Genomic DNA, 25272 nt, shown 5'->3' with positions numbered 1-25272 from the left:
AACCTGAGGCAAAACGCCGCACTTTCTTAGTCTTGGACAGGCACCAGCGCCAAACGCAAGGCGTCGATAGCGAGGTCACGGGTGGCACTGTCAGCAAAAGCAGGACTGTGCGCAACGCACTCGCCGTCCAGCCAAACGCTGAAGCCCAAGTCTTCATGACGCACATCCAGCGGCTCACCCGATTGCAGCTGCTTGGTGATCTGACCGGCAGTTTTGCCATCGACAAAGCTGCGCGAGAGCAACAATTGCTCACCGTCCGCCGTCAGCAAACGAAAACGGAAGCTGGCGTCTTCATCACGAAAGCTGACAAAACGCGGGCCTTTTACGGCTTTTTTCTTGGCGGTCGTGGTGTTTTGCGCGGCACTGACAAACGAACGCAGACCAACCGCCTCACGCAGTTGCGCCAGGAACGGGGTTGCAGTTTTGCGAGCCTTCTGCGCGCCCGCCAGCAAAATGTCTTCCATGTCGGATGGGCGCGACATCAGGTCGTGATAACGCTCGCGCGATTCACCCAATTCGGCGTCCAGCAGCTTGAACAGGCGCTCTTTGGCCTCTCCCCAACCCAGCCCCTGCAACAACTCACTGCGGAACTCGGCGGACTGCTCAGGGGTGGAGAACGCCTGATACAAGGTAAACAGGTGCGAGTTATCAGGGTCTTTGGCTTCACCCGGCGCCTTGGAGTCGGTGACGATGCGCGAAATCGCGCTCTTCATGTCCTTCGCGCTGGTAAACAACGGAATGGTGTTGTCGTAGCTTTTGGACATTTTGCGACCGTCGAGACCCGGCAAGGTCGCGACGCTTTCTTCGATCAGGGCTTCAGGCATGGCGAAAAACTCTTTGCCATTGCCAAACAGATGATTGAAGCGCTGACCAATGTCGCGGGCCATCTCAACGTGCTGGATCTGGTCACGACCAACCGGCACCTTGTTGGCGTTGAACATTAGGATGTCGGCAGCCATCAGTACCGGGTAGCTGTACAGGCCCATGGTGATACCGGCATCCGGGTCTTCACCATTTTCCAGATTTTTGTCTACCGATGCCTTGTAGGCGTGCGCACGGTTGAGCAAGCCTTTGGCCGCCACACACGTCAGCAGCCAGGCCAGCTCAGGGATTTCCGGGATATCGGACTGGCGATAAAACGTCACGCGCTCGACATCCAGACCGGAGGCCAGCCAGGTTGCCGCGATTTCCTGACGCGAGCGTTGAATACGCTGCGGGTCGTCGCATTTGATCAGGGCGTGATAGTCAGCCAGAAAGTAAAACGAGTCGGCATTGCTGTCACGGCTGGCCACGATGGCCGGGCGAATGGCACCGGCATAGTTGCCCAGGTGCGGCGTACCAGTGGTGGTGATACCGGTGAGGATTCGAGTACGAGTGGTCATAGGTAATCGCTTATCAGACTGCAATCAATTCGAAAGGCGTGGCAGCACCAAATCCTTAAGATCCGTCAGCTTGCCGTGAAAAAAGTGCCCGCATTCTGCCACTTTCAGCAGCTCATGGGGGCGCGAGAGCTGTTGGGACCAGTCATACACCCGCTGCGGATCGATCACTTCGTCGGTTTCGGGCTGGATCACGGTCAACGAGCCGTTGTGAGGCAAGGCCTCTTCGTCACGCAAACGTATCACCGCCGGGGCAATCATAAATACGTGCTTGAGTGTTTCGCCCTGGGCTTCAAGTCGCCCGCCCAGACTGGCTACCACAAAGCCGCCGAACGAAAACCCCAGCAACGTCATCGGCAAGTCTGGGTGTTTGGCGCGTAGCCACTGGGCGGCTGCGAGCGCGTCATCCACTTCTCCGGTGCCCATGTCATGACTACCGGCACTGGCGCCTGTACCCCGGTAATTAAACCGTAAGGTCACAAGGCCAGCATCGCGCGCCGTGCGCTGAAGGGTTGAAACGACTTTATTCAACATCGTCCCGCCCTGTACCGGATTAGGGTGGCACAGCAACGCAAGGCCGCGTGGCTCTTCACAATCAAGGTATAAAGCTTCCAATTGGCCAACAGGGCCGTCAATCACAACGGGGGTTTCGCGGGTAAGCAAGAAGGAACTCCGTGACCTCAAATTGGGTCGACTCGTCTAGCTGATAGATTCTGTCTGACATATTTGCGAGTGCATCGCGGTATACAGCGCAGGTCCGAGCCGTTAACGTAAAGCAAAGCCGTTTATAGAGGAAGGACTCGTGGAACACTCGCTCTTGATTTGGTTGTTGCCGACTCTCGCCTTGGTTGCAGGTGTCGCCATAGGTTTTCTGGTCGCTCGTTTGCTGCCCAATGCCGCGCCTAACCGCACGCAGCGCCAGCTAGATGACATCCAGGAACGTTTTGACAGTTATCAAAGTGAAGTGGTTACCCACTTCAACAGCACCGCCAATCTGGTGAAAAAACTCACGCAGAGCTATCAGGAGGTGCAAGACCACCTCGCCGAGGGCGCCAACCGCTTGGCCCTGGACGAGCAGACTCGCCAACGCCTGCTGGCCGCACTGCACTCCGAAGCGCCTCAACCGCACCGCGAGCGTCTTACCCCGCCGCACAGCTCAGAGCCGCCGTTGGATTACGCACCAAAAACCCCGAACGCCCCCGGCATGCTCGACGAGCATTACGGCCTGAAGAAGTAATTCATCCGGCAAAGCGTTCAACAAAAAGCCCCGCGAGCTCATAAAGATCGCGGGGCTTTTTGTTGTTCACTTTTTGTGGCCGCAGCCTCAGGCAGCGGCTACAAAGCATGAACCTTATGGGTACTGCTGGACTTGACCCTGCTGCTGGTAGTTCATGCCTGGAATCGGCGCCAGGGTGATCTGCACCCGACGGTTTTGCGCGCGGCCATCCGGTGTGGCGTTGCTGGCAATCGGGTCAGCCGGACCTTTACCCGTAACTGACAGGTACTGACCGCTGACACCCTGAGACGTCAGGTAGGTCGCTACGCTTTGCGCACGCTGCTGAGACAACTGCATGTTGAAGTTGTAGTTACCCGTGCTGTCGGTGTAACCCACAATCTGAATCTGTTGCTGGTTGTTGAGCTGCTTGAGCGAGTTGGCCAGGCTATTGAGTGGCTGATAAAAGCTTGGCGAGATGTTCGCAGAACTGGTCGCAAAGGTGATATTGCCCGGCATTACCAGGGTGATGTTGTCACCTTGGCGCTGCACCTCAACCCCGGTGTTGGCCATGCTTGCGCGCAATGCGGCTTCTTGCTTGTCAGCGTAGTAGCCATAACCGGCAGCCCCCAGGCCCGCCACCGCAGCACCGATCAAAGCCCCCTTGCCACGGTTGTTGTGGTCGATGGCCGCGCCAGCGACAGCACCGGCCAATGCCCCCAGACCACCGTATTTGGCAGTTTTGCTCATACCAGAAGACGCCTGACCTTGATTGTCATACGGGTTAGGCGAGGCGCAGCCAGCCAGCAACGCAACAGCACTTGCGGCCACAATCAAACGACGCGAAATAAACATGGTGAAGCTCCTACTCAATACTTTCTGGAGGCAAAGGCCGTTGGCAATGGAACTCTGTTGGCGTTTGAACACGACCAACGGTAAAAATTCCATCTATTTCTCAAGCGCGTACAAACGGGTTGTCGCGCATTTCATCGCCCAGGCGAGTGTCGGGGCCATGGCCTGTAATCACTGTGGCGTCTTCGTCCAACGTGTACAGACGCTGCTTGATGGAACGTACGATAGTTGCCTGATCGCCACCCCACAAATCGGTTCGCCCTACCCCACGCCGAAATAACGTATCGCCCGCAATCAGTAATTTCGCATCGGCAAACCAAAAGCTCATGGAGCCGGGCGTATGTCCCGGTGTGTGCAGTGCGACACCACAGCCGCAAGCCAATTCTTCATCGTCTGAAAGCCAGCGATCCGGCGCGGGTACCGGCGTGTAGGGAACGCGAAACAACTCGCACTGCATCTTTAGGTTGTCCCACAAAAACTGGTCGTCCTTGTGCAGGTGCAACGTCGCGCCGGTCTTCTCCTTAAGCTGGCCAGACGCCAGAAAATGATCCAGATGCGCGTGCGTGTGAATGATGCTGACCACCTTCAACCCATGTTTCTCAAGCCGCGCCAAGATCAACTCATGATCGCCACCCGGATCGACCACAATGGCCTTTTTAGTCAGCGGATCGCCGATGATCGTGCAGTTGCACTGCAACGGGCCGACGGGGAAGGTGTCGCGGATCAGGGCAGTCGCAGCATTCATGATTCACATATCCACAGCAGATTAAAACGGTTCAAAACTTCACCCCGACACTCAATGCCATGAAGTCGCGGTCGCTCAACGTGTTGTAGCGCCCGCCAAAGAAATTAGTGTACGAGAGGCTGCTGGTGTAGGTGTTCTGGTATTGCGCATCAACGCCCACACTCACCGCTTTACGACCCTCTTCGAAGGTAGCAGACGGTCCGGGCGAGTAGCCGCTCACATCGTGGGACCACGCCACGTTCGGTTTGAGATTAATGCCCGGCAACACGCTGTTGTATTCCCACACAGCCCGTGCGCGATAGCCCCATGCGTTGGCGGTGGTAAAACCATCGTCACCCGCCTGCCCGAACACCGGATCGCGGCCGTAGCGCGCGTCTGAGCGGCTTTCGAGCCCGCCAACGTGGGTGATACCGACTTCGCCAATCAGAATCAGCCGATTGGCACCCATCGCATTGTCCAGAATATGGGTCAGCGATGTCTGAAACTGGGTGATCTCTTTACGCCGATAGCCCGCCGTATCACCTCCCGCTGTCACGCTCAGGGGCGATGCATCCGCCAAGCCTGGGAGCAGCGTCACGTTGGCGTACAACAAATCGTCGGTATTGAGTTGCACAGGCGCGTTGGGGCGATAGCTCAACTCACCTTTCCAGGCCGTGCCTGTGGATAAGGTGGTGGCGAAACTCACGCCGTACAAGCGGATGTCTTCAGGGTACTCAACGTAGTAACGGGCGTTGCCCGCCACGACCATCGGTGCTAAACCACCCGCAGCTGTCGCGGCGTTGTAAACCGACTGAGGGGCTGCACGCCCGCTGATGATCGGGTCGCGGCTGTGATAGTTCATGAAGAAGGCGCCGAACTCGGTGTCCAACGGGTCAAACAGGTAGTGCAGGGCCAGACCGAACTGGCCACTGTTGCGTGCATTGCGATCAGCGTCGCGGCGCACCAGTACGCCTTCGCCGTTGACATCGACACCCACCGACGTCAGCGCCGCCAAATCAGCCACATCCAAAGCCGAGCGCTTGCTCATTACCCGGTAATTAGCGCTGCAACCATCGGCGATCACGTCCGACTGAGAGAAAAACGTGCCGCAGTTGTCGACCTCCGACTGCTCCCAATCCAGCTGATAGAACCCCTCAACCGACAGTCTGTCCGTGAGGTTCTGCGAGAGGTAAAAAAGATTGACCGGCACCAGACCGTCTTTGTATTCAGACCCCGGCCGACGATAGGCCGCCATCTGCATCGGGTTGATAGCATTTATACCGCCGCCGATAAACGCGCCTTCACCCCAGTTGACCACTTGCTTACCCAAACGCACGGCGCCTGGCTGATCGGCAATGACATAGTTGTGGTACACGAACGCGTCGAGCCACTGCGCGCCAGCCGACTGCGCTGATGCCTTGCGCCCCTTGTCACTGATGTCTTTGAATGGGCGGCTGTCATCTTGCAGTTCGAAGTCGTACCAATACTTGCCGCGTACATAAAGACCGCTGTCGCCGTACTTCAACTCCAGGCCGTGAACCCCCATCAACACTTTGGAGAAGGTTTCGCCGCGCTTGAAATTAAGACGGCCATCGTCCGAGATCTGCGAGTGACCGGTGCCACCGTTGTTGGCGCCGATCAGCGAATGATCGGCCTTGGCAGTGGACCAACTGGCGCCGATCGACAACTCGGAATCCAGCTGAACCTCGACATCGCCCACATTGAAACTCACGCCCCAGGCAGGCCCGGCGAGCGTCGCGGCGAAACTGACTGCCAGTGGCAGTTGGGCTCGGCGCCAGAACCGGTGGACTGAGGGCATTGATACTTCTCCGTGGGTACGTCGCAATAAGCCCGCAAGGATGAAGGAAAACCAGATTTTGACAAGATCAACGGTGACGCAGCACGCAGCACGCAGCGGCTAGGCAAACGAAGTCAATTGCCCCCGAATACGTTTTTTATCCAGCTTGCCGACGCTGGTTTTAGGGATTTCATCGACCAGCGCCAGGCTGGCCGGAATCGCCCACGGGCGTATCCTACCTTCGTCAACAAAGGGCTGGAGGTGCACTTTGAGCATCGCCGCGTCGAAATCAGCGTTGGCGGCCACGACCAGCATCGCCACCGGTCGCTCGCCCCACTGCGCATCCGGCACCCCGACCACAGCCACTTCACGCACTGCCGGGTGACGGCTGATCAGGTCTTCCAGCTCAAGCGATGACACCCATTCGCCGCCGCTTTTTATGACGTCTTTGATCCGGTCACGGATGTCGATTTCGCCCCGAGTGTCGAGGGTCGCCACGTCGCCGGTGTGCAGCCAGCCTTGCGCCCACAATTGCGCGCCTTTCTCGGGTTCATGCAAATAGCTGCCGGTTAACCAGGGTGCGCGCAGCACCAATTCACCTTGCGTTTCGCCATCGTGCGGGAGAAACCGCCCGTGCTCGTCAACAATGCCCACTTGCACCAATGGCCCAGGTACCCCGGCACGTATTCGGTGGCTAATGCGCTCTTCGGTTGAACCGGCCCAAGCCGCGTCGTCCAGGTGCGCGCAAGACACCAGCGGCCCGGATTCGGACATGCCATAAGCCCCGGTCAACTCGATGCCGCGAGCCTTGGCCGCGCGGTACAGGGTGCGACTCAAAGCACTGCCGCCGACAATGATTTTCCACCCCTTGAAGTCGGTGCCCTGCGCGCCTTGGGCGTTAAGCAACATTTGCAAAATGGTGGGCACGCAATGAGAAAACGTCACCTGCTCGCGACGCCACAATGCAAGCAACTGTTCAGGTTCGTAACGCCCCGGATACACCTGTTTAAGCCCCAACATTGTCGCCAGATACGGCATGCCCCACGCATGCACATGGAACATCGGGGTGATCGGCATGTACACATCGCTGCTACCCAACAGACGCTCAGCAGGCACGCTGCCCAGGATCGTCGAAACACCCAGGGTGTGCAGCACTAACTGGCGATGAGTGAAATACACCCCCTTGGGATTGCCAGTCGTGCCGGTGGTGTAAAAGGTCGTGGCTACCGAGTTCTCGTCGAAGTCTTCGAAGGCATAGTCAGGGCTGGCCGCTGCCAACAGTTGCTCGTATTCGCCAACGCAATCAGGCAACTGAGCCACCATCTGCGGGGTGTCGGTCAACAGCAGGGTTTTCTCGACGGTCAATAATTGCGGGGCGATGGACTGATACAGCGCGACGAAATCACTGTTGACCAGCACAAAGCGGTCTTGCGCGTGGTTCATCGTGTAGAGGATTTGTTCGGGCGATAAACGTACGTTAATGGTGTGGACCACCGCGCCAAGCATCGGGATAGCAAACATGCACTCAAGGTAGCGATGGCTGTCCCAATCCATGACCGCCACCGTGTCGCCCGCCTTGACCCCGGCGCGGGTCAGTACATTGGCCAACCGGGCAATGCGTTCGTTGAGCGTGCCGTAGGAGTAACGGCGCTGGTCGCGATAAACGATTTCACGCGAGGCTTCGTAGCGGCGCCCCGACCACAACAATTGCTTGATCAGTAGAGGAGCTGCATACGCCGCTGGCGTAGGCGCAATAACGCGAGTCTGCAACATGAATGCCCCCCAATGAGTGAACGATCAACGTCGTCTTGGGGATAACTCTAGTCGCTCGCGAAAAAAACCCAATCATTCACAACCGTGATTGGGTTTCAAAACACGTCAGTTCATTTCGGTAAAGGCCAGTTTCACGCCCAGCGCGACCAGCACTGCGCCCATGGTGCGGTCAAACCAATGCCCCATACGTGCAAAACCGGTGCGCACGCGCTGATGGCTAAACAGCATTGCCACCATGCAAAACCACAGCCCTGTGGCAACTGCCAGATACACGCCGTACCCCGCCTGAATCGACAACGGCGTGTGCGGGTTGATGACCACGGTGAACAACGACAGGAAGAACAATGTGGCCTTGGGGTTCAAACCATTGGTCACAAAGCCCGAGGTAAAGGCGCCGCGTGCGGTGCGCTCACCCACCGGCAGGGCCGTGGCCAGCGCCGCCGGGTCGGCCGGTTTGGCCCGCAGTGCCTTGATACCGATGTACAGCAGGTAAGCGGCTGCCAGCCATTTCAAGGCGTTAAACAACACAATCGACTGCGACACAATGATGCCGATACCCAGCAGCGAGTACCCCACATGGACAAAAATCGCCGTGCCCACTCCGAACGCCGTAAACATGCCCGCGCGGCGACCGTGGGTCACACTTTCACGCACGACTACGGCAAAATCCGGCCCTGGGCTGGCCACCGCCAACAGGTGAATCAGGGCGACGGTCAAGAATTCTGTCCAATACATGCACGGCTCCATTACAAATTGTTTCTTCTGATAGTCTCGCCACATTACGCCTTCATTTCACAGTACAAAAGGTACAGTTGATGACGAACACTCACCGCGCCGTATTCCTCGATCACCCCTCACTGGACCTGGGTGATCTTGACCTCAGCCCCCTGCGCCAGTGTTTCAATACGTTGCAGTTGTACACCGATACGACGCCAGCCAACGTGGTCGAACGCTTGCAAGGTGCCAGCGTCGTCATCAGCAATAAAATCCTGCTGAACGCCGACACCCTCGCCCAGTGTCCGGACCTGAAGCTGATTTTGGTCGCCGCCACGGGCACCAACAACGTAGACCTTGAGGCGGCCCGGGCGCACGGCATGGTTGTCGCCAACTGCCAGGGTTACGGCACGCCCTCTGTGGCACAGCACACCTTGATGTTGCTGCTGGCACTGGCCACGCGCGTCATCGACTACCAAAAAGCCGTGTCCGCAGGTGAGTGGCAAACCGCCAAACAATTCTGCCTGCTGGACTTCCCGATTGTTGAACTAGAAGGTAAAACCCTCGGCCTGTTCGGTCATGGGGAGCTGGGCAGCGCCGTGGCAAAACTGGCCGAAGCCTTTGGCATGCGGGTTTTGCTCGGGCAGATCCCGGGCCGCCCTGCTCGCCCCGATCGTCTGGCGCTGAACGAATTACTGCCTCAGGTCGATGCCGTGACCTTTCACTGCCCGCTCAATGAGCACACGCGTCACTTTATCGGCGCCCCGCAGTTGGCATTGCTCAAGCCCGGCGCCTTCGTCATCAACACGGCGCGCGGCGGCATGATCGACGAACAGGCCCTGGCCGATGCCTTGCGCAGTGGCCATTTAGGCGGCGCTGCCACCGACGTGTTGAGTGTTGAACCACCACGCGACGGCAACCCGTTGCTGGCGGCTGACATCCCGCGCCTGATCATTACTCCGCACAGCGCCTGGGGCAGCCGCGAAGCCCGACAGCGAATCGTGGGGCAATTAAGCGAAAACGCCCAAGCGTTCTTCAACGGTACAGCGCTGCGGGTCGTCAGTTGATAAACTGCGCCCCTTTTTGAGGAGCAGATTATGGATCCGCGCAGTGAAGTACTGCTTCGCCAGCCCGAATACTTTCAAGGTGAGGTGCTGTTAGTCGGCCTGCCGCCGGACGATTTGCTGGGCCAGCTGCCCAATGCTCACGGTTGGTGCTGGCACGCAGGCGATCAAGCCGCACTGGACGCCCGCTTTGCCGGGCGCGTGCACTTCGGGGTTGAATTAGCCGAGCGCTCATTTGACACCGCCGTGGTGTTTTTGCCCAAGTCCAAAGAACTGAGCGACTACGTGCTTAACGCCGTGGCCGCCCGTTTGCCCAGTGCCGATGTGTTTTTGGTGGGTGAAAAGAAAGGGGGCATTGAAGGCGCCTCCAAACAGCTGGCAGCGTTCGGCAAGCCGCGCAAACTCGACAGCGCACGGCATTGCCAACTGTGGCAAGTCACCGTGGACACCGCACCCGCCGCTCCTGTACTGGCCCAACTGGCGCAACATTACGAACTGCCGCTGGCCGAAGGTCCGCTCAAAGTCGTCAGCTTGCCGGGCGTGTTCAGCCACGGCCGTCTGGACCGTGGCAGTGCTTTGCTGCTCGAAAACCTCGACAAACTGCCCAGCGGCCATGTGCTGGACTTCGGCTGCGGCGCGGGCGTACTAGGCGCCGCCGTCAAACGTCGCTATCCGCACAACACTGTCACGCTGCTCGACGTGGATGCATTCGCCACCGCCAGCAGCCGTTTGACATTGGCCGCCAATGGCCTGGAAGCCGAAGTGATTACCGGCCACGGTATCGATGCGGCGCCGATGGGTTTGAACTCAATTTTGAGCAACCCACCGTTCCATGTCGGCGTCCACACGGACTACCACGCCACCGAAAACTTGCTGAAAAAAGCGGTCAAACATCTGAAATCAGGTGGCGAACTTCGGATTGTTGCCAACAGCTTCCTGCGCTACCAGCCCCTGATCGAAGAGCATTTTGGGGCCTGCGCGGTCAAGGCCCAAGGCCAGGGATTTCGGATTTACAGCGCCAAGCGTCGCTAAGACGATTTGAAAAACAAGGCTTGCCGGATCGGATTTGCATAGGCAGAATCCGCTCCGTCCTAGGGGAGTAGTCTCCTCTGAGCTTCACGCTCATCCGGCATACGTCAACATACTTGGTCAACAGACCATGGCGTATGCGACCCAGGTGTCCGCACAGACGGACCGGGGTTTGACAAGACCTATGACACGAACACCTTACCCGGGGCGGGAAGGCTGTACGTGTCATAGCCGTGTCGACCCGCCCCTGGAAACCACCTGATGATGCTCGACTCCTTACTTGTTCCAACTGCAATCGTTGCCTTGGCCGAAATCGGCGACAAGACGCAACTGCTCGCACTCATTCTCGCTGCGCGCTTTCGCAAGCCCTGGCCCATTATTGCTGGCATCGTGGTCGCGACCCTGGCCAACCATGCGGCGGCGGGTGCTGTTGGCGCCTGGTTCAGCACCTTCTTCAGCGATGCAATGCTGCATTGGATTCTTGCGGCGAGCTTTACCGCCACCGCCTTGTGGACGCTGGTGCCGGACAAGATGGACGACGACGAAGCCAGTACTGCACGCAAGTACGGCCCTTTCGTGACCACCCTGATCACTTTCTTCATTGCTGAAATCGGCGACAAAACCCAAGTGGCAACCGTCATGCTTGCGGCGCAGTACCCCGATTTGTGGCTGGTGATTATCGGCACCACGCTGGGCATGCTGATTGCCAACGTGCCAGTGGTATTGGCGGGTAATTTTGCGGCCGACAAACTACCGCTGACCCTGATCCGTCGCCTGGCGGCGGGTGCGTTTGTCGTCTTGGCTGCCGTGGCGGTGTACAAGGCCATGGTGATCAGTGGCTGGGTTTAAGCGCCCGACGTGAAATCAGCCCTCACCCTAACCCTCTCCCAAAAGGAGAGGGGACTGATTGGGGGTGTTTCAAATCTTCAGCGGGCGACAAACGTTGCGTAATCCACAGTTTCAAACACCCCTCACCCCAGCCGTTACTGGGTTTTCGGCGCCTGTTGATAAAGCGGCATCACCTTGGGAATCGCCGCTTCCAATGCTGCAATCCGGCTGCTGGACGCCGGGTGAGTGCTCATGAATTCAGGGGGCGCGTTCTGCGACTCCTGCGCCATTTTCTGCCACAAGGTGATCGCAGCGTTCGGGTTGTAGCCCGCACGAGCCGCCAACTCAAGACCGATCAGATCCGCCTCGTTTTCGTTGCTGCGGCTGTTAGGCAAGGTCAGGCTGTAATTCACCACGGTATCGGCTAATTGCATGCTGTCTTGCCCCAAGCCCAACAACGCGCCCGCCCCCTGCTTGGCGATTTCAATACCATAGGCTTTGGACATGGACTCGCGACCGTGTTCGCGCAAGGCGTGAGCAATCTCATGACCCATGATCGCGGCGATTTCATCGTCGCTCAGCTTGAGCTGATCAATGATCCCGCTATAAAAGATGATTTTGCCGCCTGGGCCGCAGTTGGCGTTGAGTTCATCACTCTTGATCAGGTTGACCTCCCAATCCCATTGCGCAGCATCCGGGCGAAACGCCGGTGCCTGGGCAATCAGTCGGTTAGCGATGGCTTGCAAGCGTTTAGCGTTGGCGCCGGTTTTGTCCAATGCGCCTTTGGTGTTCGCCTCGCTGACCGTTTGCTGGTACGACTGCGCGTACATCTGATCGACCTGCTGGCTGGAGAGCATGCTGAACATGTATTGCTTGCGCTCAACCCCGACCGCACCCGCCTTGGTCGTATTGACCGCCTGACACCCGCCGAGCAACAGCCCTGCGCCGATCACGCACACTACCGCTAACTTACCCATCACGACTCTCCATAAAGATGGCGCGTATCGTAGCAGACACACCCGTCAACCCGGCGTCAGACATTCCGGTGCATTGAGCTTGGGATCATTGACCAGGTTGGCCAACGGCCGCTCACGCAGCGCCGATTGCGGGCTGGCCAGCAGGGCTTGCAACACATGCAGCGGGGTTTCGGGGTCCAGCCACGCACGCTGGCCGTCTTCGTCCAGAATCAACGGCCGCCGCTGACTGGCGGCCGCCTGAGTGATGACCGCGGTGCTCAACCACTCGTGACCTTCCACCGGATAGGCGTCCCAAATCGCCGCAAAAAACAGCGATGCACCTTCACCCGGTGTCAGCCAATACGGACGCTTACGCGTGGTACCGCGCCACTCATAAAAGCCGTTGGCCGGCAGCAGACAGCGACGCTGACGAAAGGCATCGCGAAACATGGGTTGTTCGACCAGGGTCTCCGCGCGCGCATGCGCAGGCGTGCGGGACAGGTCGGTCAGCCAGGCCGGGGTCAGGCCCCAACGCGCGCGGGCCAACGTGCGCTGATCCGACAGCACCCCCGCCCGCAGGATCAATACCGAGTCATTGGGCGAAATATTCCACTGCGCTTGCTGATCCGTCGGAAAACCGGGCAAAGCTGCAAATGCAGGATTCCAACGAAACAGAGCAAAACGTCCACACATGGGCCAGCACAACTCTTCTATATAGATAGCGGTGAAAAAGCGGTCTTTTAACAGACCAGCACATCCGGAAAACTCTCGGGTTCGTCGTCCGCTACGGGTGAGGCCGCATTGTACGCATCGATCAGCTCGCGCGCGTAAAGCGCTTGATCGTCGGCCACCGCCAAGCCCAGCAGCCCCAACGCCGGCAACTCGCCCATCCCGCCCACCAGATCACTTCCCTGAATGCTGGCAGACACGCCTTCACTGGCGAGCATGCCCGACAACAGCTCGGCTTCCATCAAGCTTTGCGGCTCATAAATGCGCTGCATGGCCGTTACTCGTTCTCAGTGCGCACATCGAGCATCCACTCACCATCGTGAATCTGAAGCGTGAAGAGGATTGGCCGACAACACACAGGGCAGTCTTCAAAGTAGGTTTGATCACCACCGGACAGATCAAGCACCGCTTCTACCGGTTCACCGCAATAAGGGCAGTTGTAGTGTTCGGTTTCAAGCATCGCGGTCTCCAAAGTAACTTGTGCGTATAATCGCCGGTCTATTTGCAGGGCTATTATTTTTGGCCTGCCTTGTTTACTTACCTTAGCCGTTTCCAACAAGAGAGCATGATGGGCCAATTCGATACCATCCGACCTTACGACGACGCCGAAGTCCCAGCAGTGCTGGCCCGGCTGCTCAGCGACAAGGCGTTTCTAGATATCCTTACCCACTTTCGCTTCCCGCGTCTGGCTGGCGCTTTCGGCTGGCTGTTAAAACCTCTTATAGCGCATCGACTGCAAAAAGAGTTCGCAAGGATTAACTCTGTCGCCTCGTTACAAGACAAGGTCGCGGTCTACGTCGATCGCACGATTGAACACGCAACCGACGGTGTGACCTATAGCGGCGTTGAAAACTTGAAGTCGGGCACCGCCTATCTGTTTTTGGCCAACCACCGCGACATCGTGATGGACCCGGCATTCGTCAACTACGCGGTGTACCACGCGGGCCTGCCGACGCCGCGCATCGCCATCGGCGATAACTTGCTGCAAAAACCCTTTGTCAGCGACCTGATGCGCCTGAACAAGAGCTTCATCGTGCACCGCTCGATCACCGGTCGCCGCGAAAAACTCGCGGCTTACCAATTGCTGTCGGCGTACATCAACCATTCGATCCGCAACGATGGTGTGTCCATCTGGATTGCTCAAGCCGAAGGCCGAGCAAAGGACGGTGACGACCGCACAGACTCGGCAATCCTCAAGATGTTTCACATGAGCCGTAAAAGCGAACCCTTCGGCGAGGTCATTCAATCACTGAACATGACCCCGGTGTCGATTAGCTATGAATACGACCCGTGTGATCAGGCCAAAGCGCGTGAACTGTACATCCGCGCCACAACCGGCACGTACAGCAAGGCTCCGGGCGAAGACGACACTAGCATCGCCAACGGCATCACCGGCTACAAAGGCCGGGTACACATAAACTTCGCAGCGCCGATCACTGATGTTTTCGAAGACAGCAAACTGCTGGCCGCCGAAATGGATTGTCAGATCCTGACGGGATACCGACTGTTCCCGGCGCATTACCTGGCCTACGCGCAATGGGCTGAGGCTGACCCGCAATTGCAGGTGCCTGTGGCGAGCGACGTGTTCCCCGCCGATGAGTTGGCCAAGGCCCAACAGGAATGGCAACGCCGCCTAGACGCCTGCCCCGTAGAACACCGCCCATACCTGGTGCTGCAATATGCAATGCCGGTACGCAACCAATACCGCATCAAGGCTGGTCTGGTGCTTTAATCTCCCCCCCTTAAAGTGTGCTGTCACCGTATCGTCATCTAGAGAGGTCACTCTGTGGCCCCTCTAGACCGACACGGAGCTTGTCATGCTGCACGCCGAAAACCAGGACCACCTTTATCGCATTACGCCCAACGATGAACAGCAGGCGCTGATCGAAGGTTTAGCGTTCAACGTTCAGGATCGTCACTGGCTGGTGTATTGCGCGCTGAGTGGGCACACCCATGCCGACCTGCCCGAACTGGATATGCTCACCGGCGTCAGTCAACTTGAGTTGTATGCGCAAGCTGCCTGAACCCTGCGCGCACAAAAAAGCCCGAACTCGGCGAGTTCGGGCTTTTTGCTGTTGAACGGTTACTCGCCCAGCAGACGACCTACCGACGGGTCTTTAAACACGCGGGTCAGGGCATCGCTCAGTACATCGCTCACCAGTTTGGTATTGGTTTCCTGATTCGGAGCCATACCGAAGCGCTGGTCCAGGGACGCGCCATAACGACCAGTGTAGGTGCGGCCGCCATTCTTCACGTCAGAACGGAAGGTTGCGCCAATGGTCGCTTCAGTCACGTACATCGAGTCCTTTGGCGACTGATACTTCAGCTCAGCCAGGGTCACGGTCAGTTGCGGGGCATTCATCGCATTGGCCGTCGGGGTGTAGCCCAACAAACGCACAGCGGCTTCAGCCTGGGCTTGCAGTTTTGGGAGCAGGTCCGCACTGCTGACACTGATGGCGCTGGTCTCAGGGTACATGCCACCGCGCGTGCCCAAGGTTGGGGATGGACGCCCATCCACCACACGCACAACCACAGGCTGACCGCGACCGACAGGTGCGAGCTGCGTGGTCAGTTTTGGTTGCGGGCTAAGTTGTTGCGGGCTGTGGGCGCAGCCGACCAGGGTCAAACTGGTCACAGTGATCAAACCGAACAACAGGCGTTGCAACATGCTCATCTCTCCAGGACTGGGTAAAACCGGCCGCCAGTATAGCGGTGCTGCGCACCTGTGAACCAGCCGCTTGCTGTCACGGGTCTGTCATGGCCGATACATCAGTGCGTCACGTCTGCGTGGCACTGTTCTACACATTCACTTAAGAGGTACTTGCTATGAGCTGGCTAGGGTTGTTGCTGAGCGTTACTCGACCATATCGCTGCTTTGTACGTCTGGATGCATCAGGCCGCTGCCAGGCCTTTAAACACTGCATAAAGCCTCCGACTGGCGACAACTGGGTCGAAATTGAAGAAGTTCGCCTCAATTGGTTGCACCAGGTATTACCCGCTAACGCCCGCGTGGCCCCGCCTGCAACGCGCTCAAGGGTGCGACCGCTGTTAGGTGTTTGACTCAAACACCAATAAAAGTCATTTAACAGGATCAATTGCCCGCGTTTCTTCGCTACAATCTCCCCCCGATTATAAGGACGTCTCCTGATCGGGCCTCGCAACACCGCTAATACGCGTGTATTGGCACCCCAAACCGCCCACAGAGAGCCGCCCACACAGATTGTGTAGAGCCGGCGCGCTTGCTGTTGATCGTGCACACCCCTCTAAACAATCTGTAGAGCTGCCATGCTGCTCGGCCACTGCGTTCGCCCGTTTTGCCGCACCTGTATTGCAGGTTGTTCACGGGTTTGGTGCCAGGCATGCGGCAGCCCTTTTTTGAGGTTCACGTCTTCAAAAGAGCGTGAAAAAAACGGGTTTTCACAACTTCACAAGAGTGTGGCGAGCAAATGAAAAGTTTTGCGTCTGAACATGCACCATTAGCGTCTGTTACTGCCCCATCCAGCAGGTTCGAAGTCAGCTTTACCGCACAAGACTGAAACCTGTCCGCCTTACGGATTTGGTTGCACAAACGGACGCTCTTGACCTTAAGTCGAATTGCCTCCGGCACCCTGAAATGCGTTCATATGAACCTTCAAGGCCCGGTTGGTGGCGTCCGCTGAAGCAGCAAGCAATTGCGATGAATCGGACATGGCGATCCTGGCCACGCGTGACCTGAGGCTCTATCTGATCCACGCCTCGGAACACCTGGCAGCTATGCCGTCAATTTGGTGCCGTAGATTTTGGAGACGCGTTAATGGCGCATAACGAAGCAGTCGATGTAGTACTGGTTGGAGCGGGCATCATGAGTGCCACCCTCGCCGTACTGCTCAAAGAGCTCGACCCCGGCATGTCGCTGGAAGTAGTAGAGCAAATGGACTCAGGCGCTGCGGAGAGTTCCAACCCGTGGAACAACGCTGGCACCGGCCATGCCGGACTGTGCGAATTGAACTACACGCCGCAAGCGGCTGACGGTTCGATCGACATCAAAAAAGCGGTGCATATCAATGCACAGTTCGAAGTCTCGAAACAATTTTGGGCCTATTTGGCGCAACAAGGGACGTTCGGTTCGTGCAAATCCTTCATTAGCCCAGTGCCTCACCTGAGCTACGTGCAAGGCGAAAAAGGTGTGTCCTTCCTGAAAAAACGTTTTGAAGTGCTGAGCAAGCACCATGCGTTTGCCGACATGGAATACACCGAAGACAAAGCCAAAATGGCCGAATGGATGCCGCTGATGATGCCGGGCCGCCCTGCGGACGAAGTCATCTCGGCGACCCGTGTGATGCACGGCACCGATGTCAATTTCGGCGCCCTGACCAAGCAATTGCTCAAGCATCTGGCCAGCGCTCCCGACACCCAGATCAAATACAGCAAGAAAGTCACCGGCCTCAAGCGCAATGGCAGCGGCTGGACCGTGAGCATCAAAGACATCAACAGCGGCAATACGCGCCACATTGATGCCAAGTTTGTGTTCTTGGGCGCCGGTGGCGCGGCCTTGCCGCTGCTGCAAGCCTCGGGCATCGAAGAAAGCAAAGGTTACGGCGGCTTCCCGGTCAGTGGCCAATGGCTGCGTTGCGACAATCCGGAGGTGGTCAAGCTTCACCAGGCCAAGGTTTACAGCCAGGCCGCTGTGGGTTCGCCACCGATGTCAGTGCCGCACCTGGACACCCGTGTGGTGGATGGCAAAAAGTCGCTGCTGTTCGGGCCGTATGCCGGTTTCACCACCAAGTTCCTCAAGCACGGCTCCTTCCTTGACCTGCCGATGTCGATCCGTTTGGGCAACATCGGCCCCATGCTCGCCGTCGCTCGCGACAACATGGACCTGACCAAGTACCTGGTTAGCGAAGTGCGCCAATCGATGGAACAGCGCCTCGAATCCCTGCGTCGCTTTTATCCACAGGCCAAAGCCGAAGACTGGCGTCTTGAGATTGCGGGCCAACGGGTTCAGATCATCAAAAAGGACCCGAAAAAAGGCGGTGTGCTGCAATTTGGTACTGAGCTGGTGGCGGCCAAAGACGGCTCGCTGGCCGCGCTGCTGGGCGCCTCCCCCGGCGCCTCGGTGACGGTTTCGATCATGCTTGACCTGATTGAACGCTGCTTCGCGCAACGAGCTACAGGCGAATGGGCCACCAAGCTCAAGGAAATTTTCCCGGCACGGGAAAAAACCCTGGAGACAGACGCCGAGCTGTACCGCGAAATCAGCACACGTAATTCGCAACTGCTTGAGCTGGTTGAACCGAGCAACAGCATCGCGTAAGGCCGCTTGATGTAAGCAGCCCACAAAGCCCTCGCCCGTTTTTGGAGCGAGGGCTTTTTTTGCACCGCAAAAGCGCATGACAGGCGCAACGCCTATTTCATGGTGAACAACACCCGGCTGCCGCCATTACTGACAAAGTCATCGTCGTCTGTGATTGCGATCAAATCGGCCTCACACACGCTCGCAACCTGACCCATAGACTTGGCATGAACCCGACGATTTAGATGGGCGCTTCCCGACACAAGGTGACTGAAGCTGAACCCGCACACGCGCTCCCCTTGTTGATAGCTAAACGATTCATTGCCCCGCGACTGCGGCAGGTAATAGGTCAACTCCTGGCTGTGCCCCGGCTCAATCACAAAGTCATGTCCCGTCGCCTGCGTGTTGTCGAGCCACGAGAAATCTTTGCCCGGTGAGATCGCTGCGGACGTCGCATTATGAATTTCGACCTCCAGTATTTCGTCAATGGCCAGCGCGGCCGAACCCAGCCCGCCAAGCAGCAGACCCAAAAAAAGGCGGGCCAAAAAATCCGGGAATCGTTTCATGGTAGAAGTCCTTTTCAGTAGAGGGGCTCATCGTCCTGATGAGCGGTTAACAGGCTAAGTGTCGATTTGAGTATTGTTCGCCCACGCAAAAGCACCCCGCCGCAAACGGTGCAAGCGACGTGGGATGGGTCTTTAAACACTACAGGGAATAAGCGCGGAGGCATCCGGCGGCAACGCCGCCGTCAAATCAAGTCACGCATGCTGAAAAAACACGCAGGTGAAGTTGACGATGGCTGTGCAATCGGATGTCGCCTTAGGCAACGGCTACGCGTTGCGAGCAGTCTCGATCAGTTGGATATAGTCGGCCGCGTTGCGCTGGTCCTTGATGATGTCGACGAAGGTTTGGCCGTGTTCGTCTTTGCCATCCAGGTCGTAGCCCGCTTCTTTGAAAAAGGTCAGGAAACGCTCGAAATCATCAATACGCAAACCACGGTACGCTTTGACCAGCTTATGCAGCGAAGGTGAAGTGGCGTCCACAGGCTCGAAGTCGAGGAACAGCTTGATCTGTTCATCGCCAATCTCATCACCAATCAACTGCTTCTTATCTTTACGCATGTCCGACTCCAGCTTGCTGATACTTCACGGGGCACGCAGTTTACCCAAGCCTCAGCGCGCGCGCACGCTGGCGGTGTGCAAGTCGGCCCAGATATGACCATTGGCGTACGTCAGAAACTGGCAATAGAGCGTGTCGTTACGCAGCAAATCCATAACCACCCGATACTGGGCGACCGGGTACGACAGCGTCAGGGTTTTGGTCTTACTGTCGAAGGCGGGTTTTTTCAGGCTTTTACTTTCACCATCGAACGAGATCAACACTTCACGCACTGTGGCGCCCTGACTCATCGGCTTGCCTTTCAAGCGCACCCACAGTGGCGACGTCACCGGAATCGGCTGTTGATTGGACTGGCGCTGGCTGCCCACCACGACGGAATAAGAGGTGACCAGCATCAGCTGTTGCTGCTCGGGTTTCTCGGTGCGCAATTGCAGGTCATCGGCAGGCAAAAACTGCGCATGCAAAGGCGAAGTGCTGACGGGTGCGGCCGCCAAAGGCAGACTGGCCACCAACACAAACGAGGCAACACAACGGGTTAAACGGCTCATGACCAGCTCCGAGAGACGAAGCCAGCACTCTAGCATGGGCTCGCGCCTGTAAACCGGTCAGCGCGACCGGTTTCACAGAGGCGTACAACCTGAGTGCAGGTTGACTCAGCGGCGCACGGGGCGCTTTTGCAATTTGCGTTGCAAGGTCCGGCGGTGCATGCCCAATGCGCGGGCAGTGGCGGAGATATTGCCTTCATGCTCACCCAGTACGCGCTGGATGTGTTCCCACTGCAAGCGGTCAACCGACATGGGGTTGTCCGGCACCAGCGCATCCAGATCGGCGTGCTGGCTCAGCAGTGCCGCGAGCACGTCATCAGCGTCGGCAGGTTTGCACAGGTAGTTGCAGGCGCCGCGCTTGATGGCCTCAACAGCGGTGGCGATGCTCGAATAACCGGTGAGGATCACCACGCGCATTTCCGGGTCAAGTTCCAGCAATTTCGGCAGCAAAACCAAGCCCGAATCGCCGTCCATTTTCAGGTCCAGCGCGGCATAGTCAGGAATGTCTTGCTGGGCCAGAGTCAGCCCTTCTTCGGCAGAGCCTGCGGTGCTCACGCGAAAACCGCGTCGGCTCATGGCGCGTGCCATCACGCGGGTGAACGTGGCGTCGTCGTCAACCAGCAGCAAATGCGGCAGCTCTTCGCCTTCGACCAGAATTTCTTCACTCATTTTCGTTTCCTCGGGCGACACGGGGCAGGCGCAGCTCGGTGAGCGTGCCGCCTTCCTCATGACTGTAGAGTTTTACCGAGCCACCGGCGCGTGTCACGCTGGCTTTGCTCAAGAATAGGCCCAGGCCGAAACCTTTGCCCTTGGTGGTAAAAAAGGGTTTGCCAATTTGTTCGGCGATGGCCAACGGAACACCTGCACCGTGGTCACGAATACTGATGGTCAAATCCACGGCGTCCCAATCCACGGTCACTTCAAGCCCTTCCGGGCAGGCATCCGCCGCGTTATTGAGCAGGTTAAGCAGCGCCTGGGTTAAATCGGGCGGCGGTGCCAGACGCGGGATCGGCGCATGGCCCAGGCACTGAAAGCGATACGTCGCTTCGGGGCGCATCAAATGCCAGCGATTGAGTGCTTCATCCAGCCATTGAGTGACGTCCTGCACCTCAACCGCCAGACGACGATTGGCTTCGGCTGCGCGCACCAATTGTTGCAAGGTTTGCTTGCACAGCTGGACCTGGTCTTGCAGCACGCTCAGGTCGTCTTGCAAGTCTGGATCAGGGTGTTCGCGGCGCATCTCTTTGATCAGCACACTCATGGTCGACAACGGTGTACCCAGTTCGTGAGCAGCGCCAGCGGCTTGGGTGGCCACGGCCAAAAGCTGCTTGTCACGCAGACCTTCTTCACGGCGCAAGGCTCGTAGCTCCTCTTGACGACGCAGCTCTTCGGCCATTTTGGCGGCGAAGAACGTGATCACGGCAGCCGACAAGGCAAAACTCAGCCACATGCCGTAGATCTGTAGTTTTTCGCGAAAGAACGCAACGGTGTCCAGGGGATAGGACTGCACCAGCAGCAAGGTGTACAGCGCCAGCGCGATCCCGGACAGCACCACCGAAAACCGCCACGGCAGCGTGACCGCTGCAATGGTCAGCGGCACCAGGTAATACGAAACAAACGGGTTGGTGGAGCCGCCCGAAAAATACAGCAAGGCACTGTGGATAAACAGATCACAGGCCAGTTGCAACGCGTATTCCAACTCGGTCACCGGCCACGTGGTACGCAACCGGATCGCGGTAAAAGCACACAACAGCATCGAGCAGCCGAGGGTCACGCATAGCTGAAACCAGGGCAGCGGCAACAAATCAAACAGGTAGGCGATCCCCACCGAACCCGCTTGAGCAGCGAGCACCAAGGTGCGGATAAGCGTAAGGCGCCAGAGGTTCTGACGTGTCGCAGACATTAACTGTACGGGGGCGAGCATGAGCTCTCCTGATGAGCGCTCCAGGCGGATCGCCGGGAGTATAACCAAGCTGACGGCACCACAGGCAAACGTGCGGCAATGAGCCACAGTGTTTTTTTACAGAATACGGCTACTCACGCGCCTGGTGTGAGCGGACAACCCCGTCCATGCCTTCACGAACGCTGGCGCCTTGACACCTGGGTATATGTATCAAAAATGTAATCGGGCGAACTGAAACCCATGTATTAGAGTCTTATTGCTCAGACGCCGGCCTGCATGACCACACCTGCGTACCTCACCCAAGGAGCCTTCATGTCTATGTTCCCTCGCACTGCCGCCCTTCTGACCCTGAGCATTGGCGCACTGGCCAGTCTGCCCGCGCTGGCCGCCGATGACCTGCATTACAACCAGATCTCGTTGCGCGCCGAAGCCAGCCAGGAAGTGCCACGCGACCTAATGATCGTGACCTTGTACACCGAAGCGCAAAACACCGACGCCGCCAAGCTGGCCGCAGAAATCACCACCGCCATGAACAAGGCGATTGGCCAGGCCAAGCAGGTTAAAGACGTGACGTTGCGCCAGGGCAGCCGTAACAGCTACCCGATCTACGACAACAAAACCCAAAAGATCACGGGCTGGCGTGAACGCGCCGAACTGCGCCTGGAAAGTGCAGACTTCGCAGCCCTGTCCAAGCTCACCGGCGACCTGATGCAAACCCTGAAAATGGGCAACATGCAGTTCGCGGTCGGTAACGCTGCGCGCAAAACCAGTGAAGACACCCTGCTCAAAGATGCCGTGAATGCGTTCAAGGCCCGCGCACAACTGGCCACCGATGCGCTGGGCGGCAAGGGTTACAAAATCGTCAACCTGAACCTCAACAGCAACGGTTATCCGCAACCCTACATGCGCAGCGAGATGATGATGAAAGCCGCTTCTGCTGACATGGCGGCGGCACCCACCCCAGACGTTGAGGCGGGCACCAGCGAAGTCAGCATGAGCGCTGACGGTGTGATTGAAGTGCAAATGCAATAACGCCCTTCCCCCCCTTGAACAAGCCCCTGAAGCGGCAGCGCTCCAGGGGCTTTTTCGTAGGCGAAAAAGGCCTAAGACGCGTCTTAAGCAATATAAAGATATGACTTACACGGTGAATATCTATCAGCTGACATCTTTTCAAGGCGAGAGTCTAGATAAGTAACACCTCTGACCTAAAACAGTGCAACCGGTGACTCCATAGCGGTAAAAGCTGTAACGAAATGCTTCAAAAATCGGCGCGCAAACGATCAAATGCGTCATAAATTACATAAATGCGACATTCCTGTACGATCGTTCCACGAAAATTGCGTTCAACGGCCAACACATCTTGCATTGGGTATAGGCCGTGCATAAGTATCGCCGGGTCGACTCACAAGGTCGCCCTCACACCAAAAATGACAAAAATCATGAGGCCACCATGTTCAAACACGCGGTCATTCCGTTTTTAGTGGGTGCCAGCCTGCTGGCAAGTGCACCTTTCGCTCACGCAGCGACCAACCTGGTGTTTTGCTCTGAAGGCAGCCCAGCCGGTTTTGACCCGGGCCAATACACCACCGGTACCGACTTCGATGCGTCGGCCGAAACCATTTACAACCGCCTGAGCCAGTTCGAACGTGGCAGCACGCAGGTTGAGCCTGGCTTGGCGACGAGCTGGGATATCTCCCCAGACAACTTGACCTACACCTTTCACCTACGTGACGGGGTCAAATTCCACACCACGCCGTACTTCACGCCTACACGCGATTTCAACGCAGATGACGTGCTGTTTACCTTCAACCGCATGCTCGATAAAGACATGCCGTTCCGTAAGGCTTACCCCACCGAATTCCCTTATTTCACCGACATGGGCATGGATAAAAACATCGCCAAGGTGGAAAAACTTGACGACAAAACCGTCAAATTCACCCTGAACACCGTTGATGCTGCGTTCATCCAGAACATGGCCATGCACTTCGCGTCTATCGAGTCGGCTGAATACGCCGATAAATTGCTCAAGGAAGGCCGACCGGCTGACATCAACCAAAAGCCGATTGGCACCGGGCCGTTTGTCTTCAAGAGCTATCAGAAAGACTCCAACATCCGTTACACCGGTAACAAAGATTACTGGAAGCCCGAAGACGTCAAAATCGACAACCTGATTTTCGCCATCACCACCGATCCGTCGGTGCGCATCCAAAAGCTGAAAAAGAACGAATGCCAGGTCACGATTTACCCGCGCCCTGCTGACCTCGCCGCCCTGAAAGCCGATAAAGCCCTGCAGATGCCTGATAAACCGGGCTTCAACGTGGGTTACATCGCTTACAACGTGATGGACAAGGTCAAGGGCAGCAACGAGCCTAACCCGATGGCCCAGCTCAAGGTGCGCCAGGCACTGGACATGGCCGTCAACAAACAGCAAATCATTGATTCGGTGTACCAGGGCGCTGGCCAACTGGCCGTCAACGGCATGCCGCCAACGCAATGGTCCTACGACGACACCATCAAAGATGCACCCTACAACCCTGAAAAAGCCAAAGAGCTGCTCAAAGAAGCAGGCATCAAGCCCGGCACAGAAATCACCCTGTGGGCCATGCCGGTACAACGCCCGTACAACCCCAACGCCAAGCTGATGGCCGAAATGCTGCAATCGGACTGGGACAAGATCGGCATCAAGGCCAAGATCGTCACCTACGAATGGGGCGAGTACATCAAGCGTTCCAAAGGCGGAGAAAACGGCGCGATGTTGATCGGCTGGAGCGGTGACAACGGTGACCCGGACAACTGGCTCGGCACCCTGTTCGGTTGCGACGCCATCAATGGCAACAACTTCTCCAAGTGGTGTAACCCCCAGTTTGACGCGCTGATCAAGGCGGCCAAAGCCACCACCGACGTGGCCGAACGCACCAAGCTCTACAAACAGGCGCAACACCTGCTCAAAGATCAGGTTCCGATGACACCTATCGCACACTCGACGGTGTATCAGCCGATGCGCAGTAACGTACAGGACTTCAAAATCAGCCCACTCGGTCTGACGTCCTTTTACGGCGTTGGCATCAGCAAGTAAAAAGGACCGGTGAATGCGGCCTGTATGCCGCATTCACTTATCTGCCAGGACGGCGGAAATCCCCTTCATCCTTAAGCCACTCTGTACTACAGATAAAGCTATAGGACGCCGAGACATTTCCTACGCACCTGTCAGGCCCGACGCATTTACGGCGGCTCTTTGACCTCTTAACGTCTTTGAGCCACCTGCGAACAGCGCCGGGAGTCAAACCGTAGTGGATGGTATCGACGCCTTGAGTGTGTTGGCCCGTACGTGCAGCACTCAGGACACAAAAACAAGAAAAAGGACTCGGAACGCT

General features: G+C 57.4%; 27 protein-coding genes and 1 riboswitch. Of the genes, 10 read left to right on the top strand and 17 right to left on the bottom strand.

The annotated features are described in order from the left end of the window. Nucleotides 1–26: 26 nt before the first annotated feature. The gene (locus TU86_RS01495; RefSeq protein WP_048362541.1) at nucleotides 27–1382 is read right to left on the bottom strand and encodes a tryptophan--tRNA ligase; all 1356 of its coding nucleotides are present in this window, start codon (nucleotides 1380–1382) and stop codon (nucleotides 27–29) included. Between the two features lie 24 nt (nucleotides 1383–1406). Next, complete coding sequence (locus TU86_RS01490) at nucleotides 1407–2042, bottom strand: alpha/beta hydrolase (protein WP_048362540.1); 636 nt, start codon at nucleotides 2040–2042, stop codon at nucleotides 1407–1409. Between the two features lie 139 nt (nucleotides 2043–2181). Between TU86_RS01490 and TU86_RS01485 the strand changes: the two genes are divergently transcribed. Next, on the top strand, nucleotides 2182–2616 hold the full coding sequence (locus TU86_RS01485; protein WP_048362539.1) for a Z-ring associated ZapG family protein: 435 nt from the start codon (nucleotides 2182–2184) through the stop codon (nucleotides 2614–2616). A gap of 114 nt (nucleotides 2617–2730) precedes the next feature. On the opposite strand, the gene TU86_RS01480 is transcribed toward TU86_RS01485, so the two are convergent. From TU86_RS01480 to TU86_RS01460, 5 genes are all read right to left on the bottom strand, one after another. Next, the gene (locus TU86_RS01480) at nucleotides 2731–3447 is read right to left on the bottom strand and encodes a YiaD family glycine zipper/OmpA-like lipoprotein (RefSeq protein ID WP_048363014.1); all 717 of its coding nucleotides are present in this window, start codon (nucleotides 3445–3447) and stop codon (nucleotides 2731–2733) included. 100 nt (nucleotides 3448–3547) lie between these two features. Then, nucleotides 3548–4189 carry an MBL fold metallo-hydrolase gene (locus TU86_RS01475; protein WP_048362538.1) on the bottom strand — a complete coding sequence of 214 codons (642 nt, stop codon included), beginning with the start codon at nucleotides 4187–4189 and terminating at the stop codon, nucleotides 3548–3550. 31 nt (nucleotides 4190–4220) lie between these two features. Continuing rightward, nucleotides 4221–5987 (bottom strand): DUF1302 domain-containing protein, encoded by a 1767-nt coding sequence (locus TU86_RS01470; protein ID WP_048362537.1) that lies wholly within the window; start codon nucleotides 5985–5987, stop codon nucleotides 4221–4223. Between the two features lie 99 nt (nucleotides 5988–6086). Next, a complete protein-coding gene (locus tag TU86_RS01465) occupies nucleotides 6087–7739 on the bottom strand; it encodes a fatty acid--CoA ligase (protein ID WP_048362536.1) in 1653 nt (550 codons plus the stop codon). Nucleotides 7740–7844: 105 nt separating this feature from the next. Then, nucleotides 7845–8474, bottom strand: coding sequence for a LysE family translocator (locus TU86_RS01460; protein ID WP_048362535.1), 630 nt, complete (start codon nucleotides 8472–8474; stop codon nucleotides 7845–7847). 80 nt (nucleotides 8475–8554) lie between these two features. On the opposite strand from TU86_RS01460, the gene TU86_RS01455 reads away from it, so the two are divergent. From TU86_RS01455 to TU86_RS01445, 3 genes are all read left to right on the top strand, one after another. Continuing rightward, entirely contained in the window at nucleotides 8555–9520 is a 966-nt protein-coding gene (locus TU86_RS01455; protein ID WP_048362534.1) for a 2-hydroxyacid dehydrogenase, read from the top strand. Between the two features lie 30 nt (nucleotides 9521–9550). Continuing rightward, entirely contained in the window at nucleotides 9551–10549 is a 999-nt protein-coding gene (locus TU86_RS01450) for a class I SAM-dependent methyltransferase (RefSeq protein WP_048362533.1), read from the top strand. A 49-nt stretch (nucleotides 10550–10598) separates the two neighbouring features. After that, a riboswitch (yybP-ykoY riboswitch) is annotated at nucleotides 10599–10720 on the top strand. A gap of 90 nt (nucleotides 10721–10810) precedes the next feature. Continuing rightward, complete coding sequence (locus tag TU86_RS01445) at nucleotides 10811–11395, top strand: TMEM165/GDT1 family protein (RefSeq protein ID WP_048363013.1); 585 nt, start codon at nucleotides 10811–10813, stop codon at nucleotides 11393–11395. A gap of 134 nt (nucleotides 11396–11529) precedes the next feature. On the opposite strand, the gene TU86_RS01440 is transcribed toward TU86_RS01445, so the two are convergent. From TU86_RS01440 to TU86_RS01425, 4 genes are read right to left on the bottom strand one after another with little or no spacing between them, the layout of a single operon-like run. Next, the gene (locus tag TU86_RS01440; RefSeq protein WP_048362532.1) at nucleotides 11530–12351 is read right to left on the bottom strand and encodes a M48 family metallopeptidase; all 822 of its coding nucleotides are present in this window, start codon (nucleotides 12349–12351) and stop codon (nucleotides 11530–11532) included. A 45-nt stretch (nucleotides 12352–12396) separates the two neighbouring features. Beyond that, entirely contained in the window at nucleotides 12397–13023 is a 627-nt protein-coding gene (locus TU86_RS01435) for an SOS response-associated peptidase (RefSeq protein WP_048362531.1), read from the bottom strand. A gap of 47 nt (nucleotides 13024–13070) precedes the next feature. Continuing rightward, the gene (locus TU86_RS01430; RefSeq protein WP_048362530.1) at nucleotides 13071–13331 is read right to left on the bottom strand and encodes a putative signal transducing protein; all 261 of its coding nucleotides are present in this window, start codon (nucleotides 13329–13331) and stop codon (nucleotides 13071–13073) included. A 5-nt stretch (nucleotides 13332–13336) separates the two neighbouring features. Then, nucleotides 13337–13519: a CPXCG motif-containing cysteine-rich protein gene (locus TU86_RS01425; protein ID WP_048362529.1), complete on the bottom strand. Its 183-nt coding sequence runs from the start codon at nucleotides 13517–13519 to the stop codon at nucleotides 13337–13339. A gap of 108 nt (nucleotides 13520–13627) precedes the next feature. On the opposite strand from TU86_RS01425, the gene TU86_RS01420 reads away from it, so the two are divergent. Continuing rightward, complete coding sequence (locus TU86_RS01420) at nucleotides 13628–14791, top strand: 1-acyl-sn-glycerol-3-phosphate acyltransferase (RefSeq protein ID WP_193387766.1); 1164 nt, start codon at nucleotides 13628–13630, stop codon at nucleotides 14789–14791. Between the two features lie 85 nt (nucleotides 14792–14876). Continuing rightward, entirely contained in the window at nucleotides 14877–15083 is a 207-nt protein-coding gene (locus tag TU86_RS01415) for a hypothetical protein (RefSeq protein ID WP_048362527.1), read from the top strand. A 59-nt stretch (nucleotides 15084–15142) separates the two neighbouring features. On the opposite strand, the gene TU86_RS01410 is transcribed toward TU86_RS01415, so the two are convergent. After that, on the bottom strand, nucleotides 15143–15727 hold the full coding sequence (locus tag TU86_RS01410) for a YajG family lipoprotein (protein ID WP_048362526.1): 585 nt from the start codon (nucleotides 15725–15727) through the stop codon (nucleotides 15143–15145). Nucleotides 15728–15885: 158 nt separating this feature from the next. Between TU86_RS01410 and TU86_RS23215 the strand changes: the two genes are divergently transcribed. Both TU86_RS23215 and mqo read left to right on the top strand, forming a co-directional pair. Next, complete coding sequence (locus TU86_RS23215; RefSeq protein ID WP_082149371.1) at nucleotides 15886–16119, top strand: hypothetical protein; 234 nt, start codon at nucleotides 15886–15888, stop codon at nucleotides 16117–16119. Between the two features lie 733 nt (nucleotides 16120–16852). Next, the gene (mqo, locus tag TU86_RS01405; RefSeq protein ID WP_048362525.1) at nucleotides 16853–18352 is read left to right on the top strand and encodes a malate dehydrogenase (quinone); all 1500 of its coding nucleotides are present in this window, start codon (nucleotides 16853–16855) and stop codon (nucleotides 18350–18352) included. Nucleotides 18353–18444: 92 nt separating this feature from the next. Here the strand turns inward: mqo and TU86_RS01400 are convergent, their stop codons facing one another. From TU86_RS01400 to TU86_RS01380, 5 genes are all read right to left on the bottom strand, one after another. Beyond that, nucleotides 18445–18897 carry a hypothetical protein gene (locus TU86_RS01400; RefSeq protein WP_048362524.1) on the bottom strand — a complete coding sequence of 151 codons (453 nt, stop codon included), beginning with the start codon at nucleotides 18895–18897 and terminating at the stop codon, nucleotides 18445–18447. 264 nt (nucleotides 18898–19161) lie between these two features. Continuing rightward, a complete protein-coding gene (locus TU86_RS01395; RefSeq protein WP_048362523.1) occupies nucleotides 19162–19452 on the bottom strand; it encodes a PA4642 family protein in 291 nt (96 codons plus the stop codon). Nucleotides 19453–19503: 51 nt separating this feature from the next. Next, a complete protein-coding gene (locus tag TU86_RS01390; protein ID WP_048362522.1) occupies nucleotides 19504–19998 on the bottom strand; it encodes a hypothetical protein in 495 nt (164 codons plus the stop codon). A gap of 105 nt (nucleotides 19999–20103) precedes the next feature. After that, nucleotides 20104–20664: a response regulator transcription factor gene (locus TU86_RS01385; RefSeq protein ID WP_048362521.1), complete on the bottom strand. Its 561-nt coding sequence runs from the start codon at nucleotides 20662–20664 to the stop codon at nucleotides 20104–20106. Then, entirely contained in the window at nucleotides 20657–21919 is a 1263-nt protein-coding gene (locus TU86_RS01380; protein WP_048362520.1) for an ATP-binding protein, read from the bottom strand. The genes TU86_RS01385 and TU86_RS01380 overlap by 8 nt, the downstream gene beginning before the upstream one ends. 291 nt (nucleotides 21920–22210) lie before the next feature. On the opposite strand from TU86_RS01380, the gene TU86_RS01375 reads away from it, so the two are divergent. Both TU86_RS01375 and TU86_RS01370 read left to right on the top strand, forming a co-directional pair. Continuing rightward, on the top strand, nucleotides 22211–22930 hold the full coding sequence (locus tag TU86_RS01375) for an SIMPL domain-containing protein (protein WP_048362519.1): 720 nt from the start codon (nucleotides 22211–22213) through the stop codon (nucleotides 22928–22930). Between the two features lie 418 nt (nucleotides 22931–23348). After that, entirely contained in the window at nucleotides 23349–24974 is a 1626-nt protein-coding gene (locus TU86_RS01370; protein WP_048362518.1) for an ABC transporter substrate-binding protein, read from the top strand. The last annotated feature ends 298 nt before the right edge of the window (nucleotides 24975–25272 follow it).

It is taken from the genome of Pseudomonas weihenstephanensis, from assembly GCF_001043055.1.
In the GTDB taxonomy this organism is placed as follows: Bacteria; Pseudomonadota; Gammaproteobacteria; order Pseudomonadales; family Pseudomonadaceae; genus Aquipseudomonas; species Aquipseudomonas weihenstephanensis.
The sequence above is the reverse complement of the archived record's forward strand: the minus strand, read 5'-3'. Positions and strand labels throughout refer to the sequence as shown.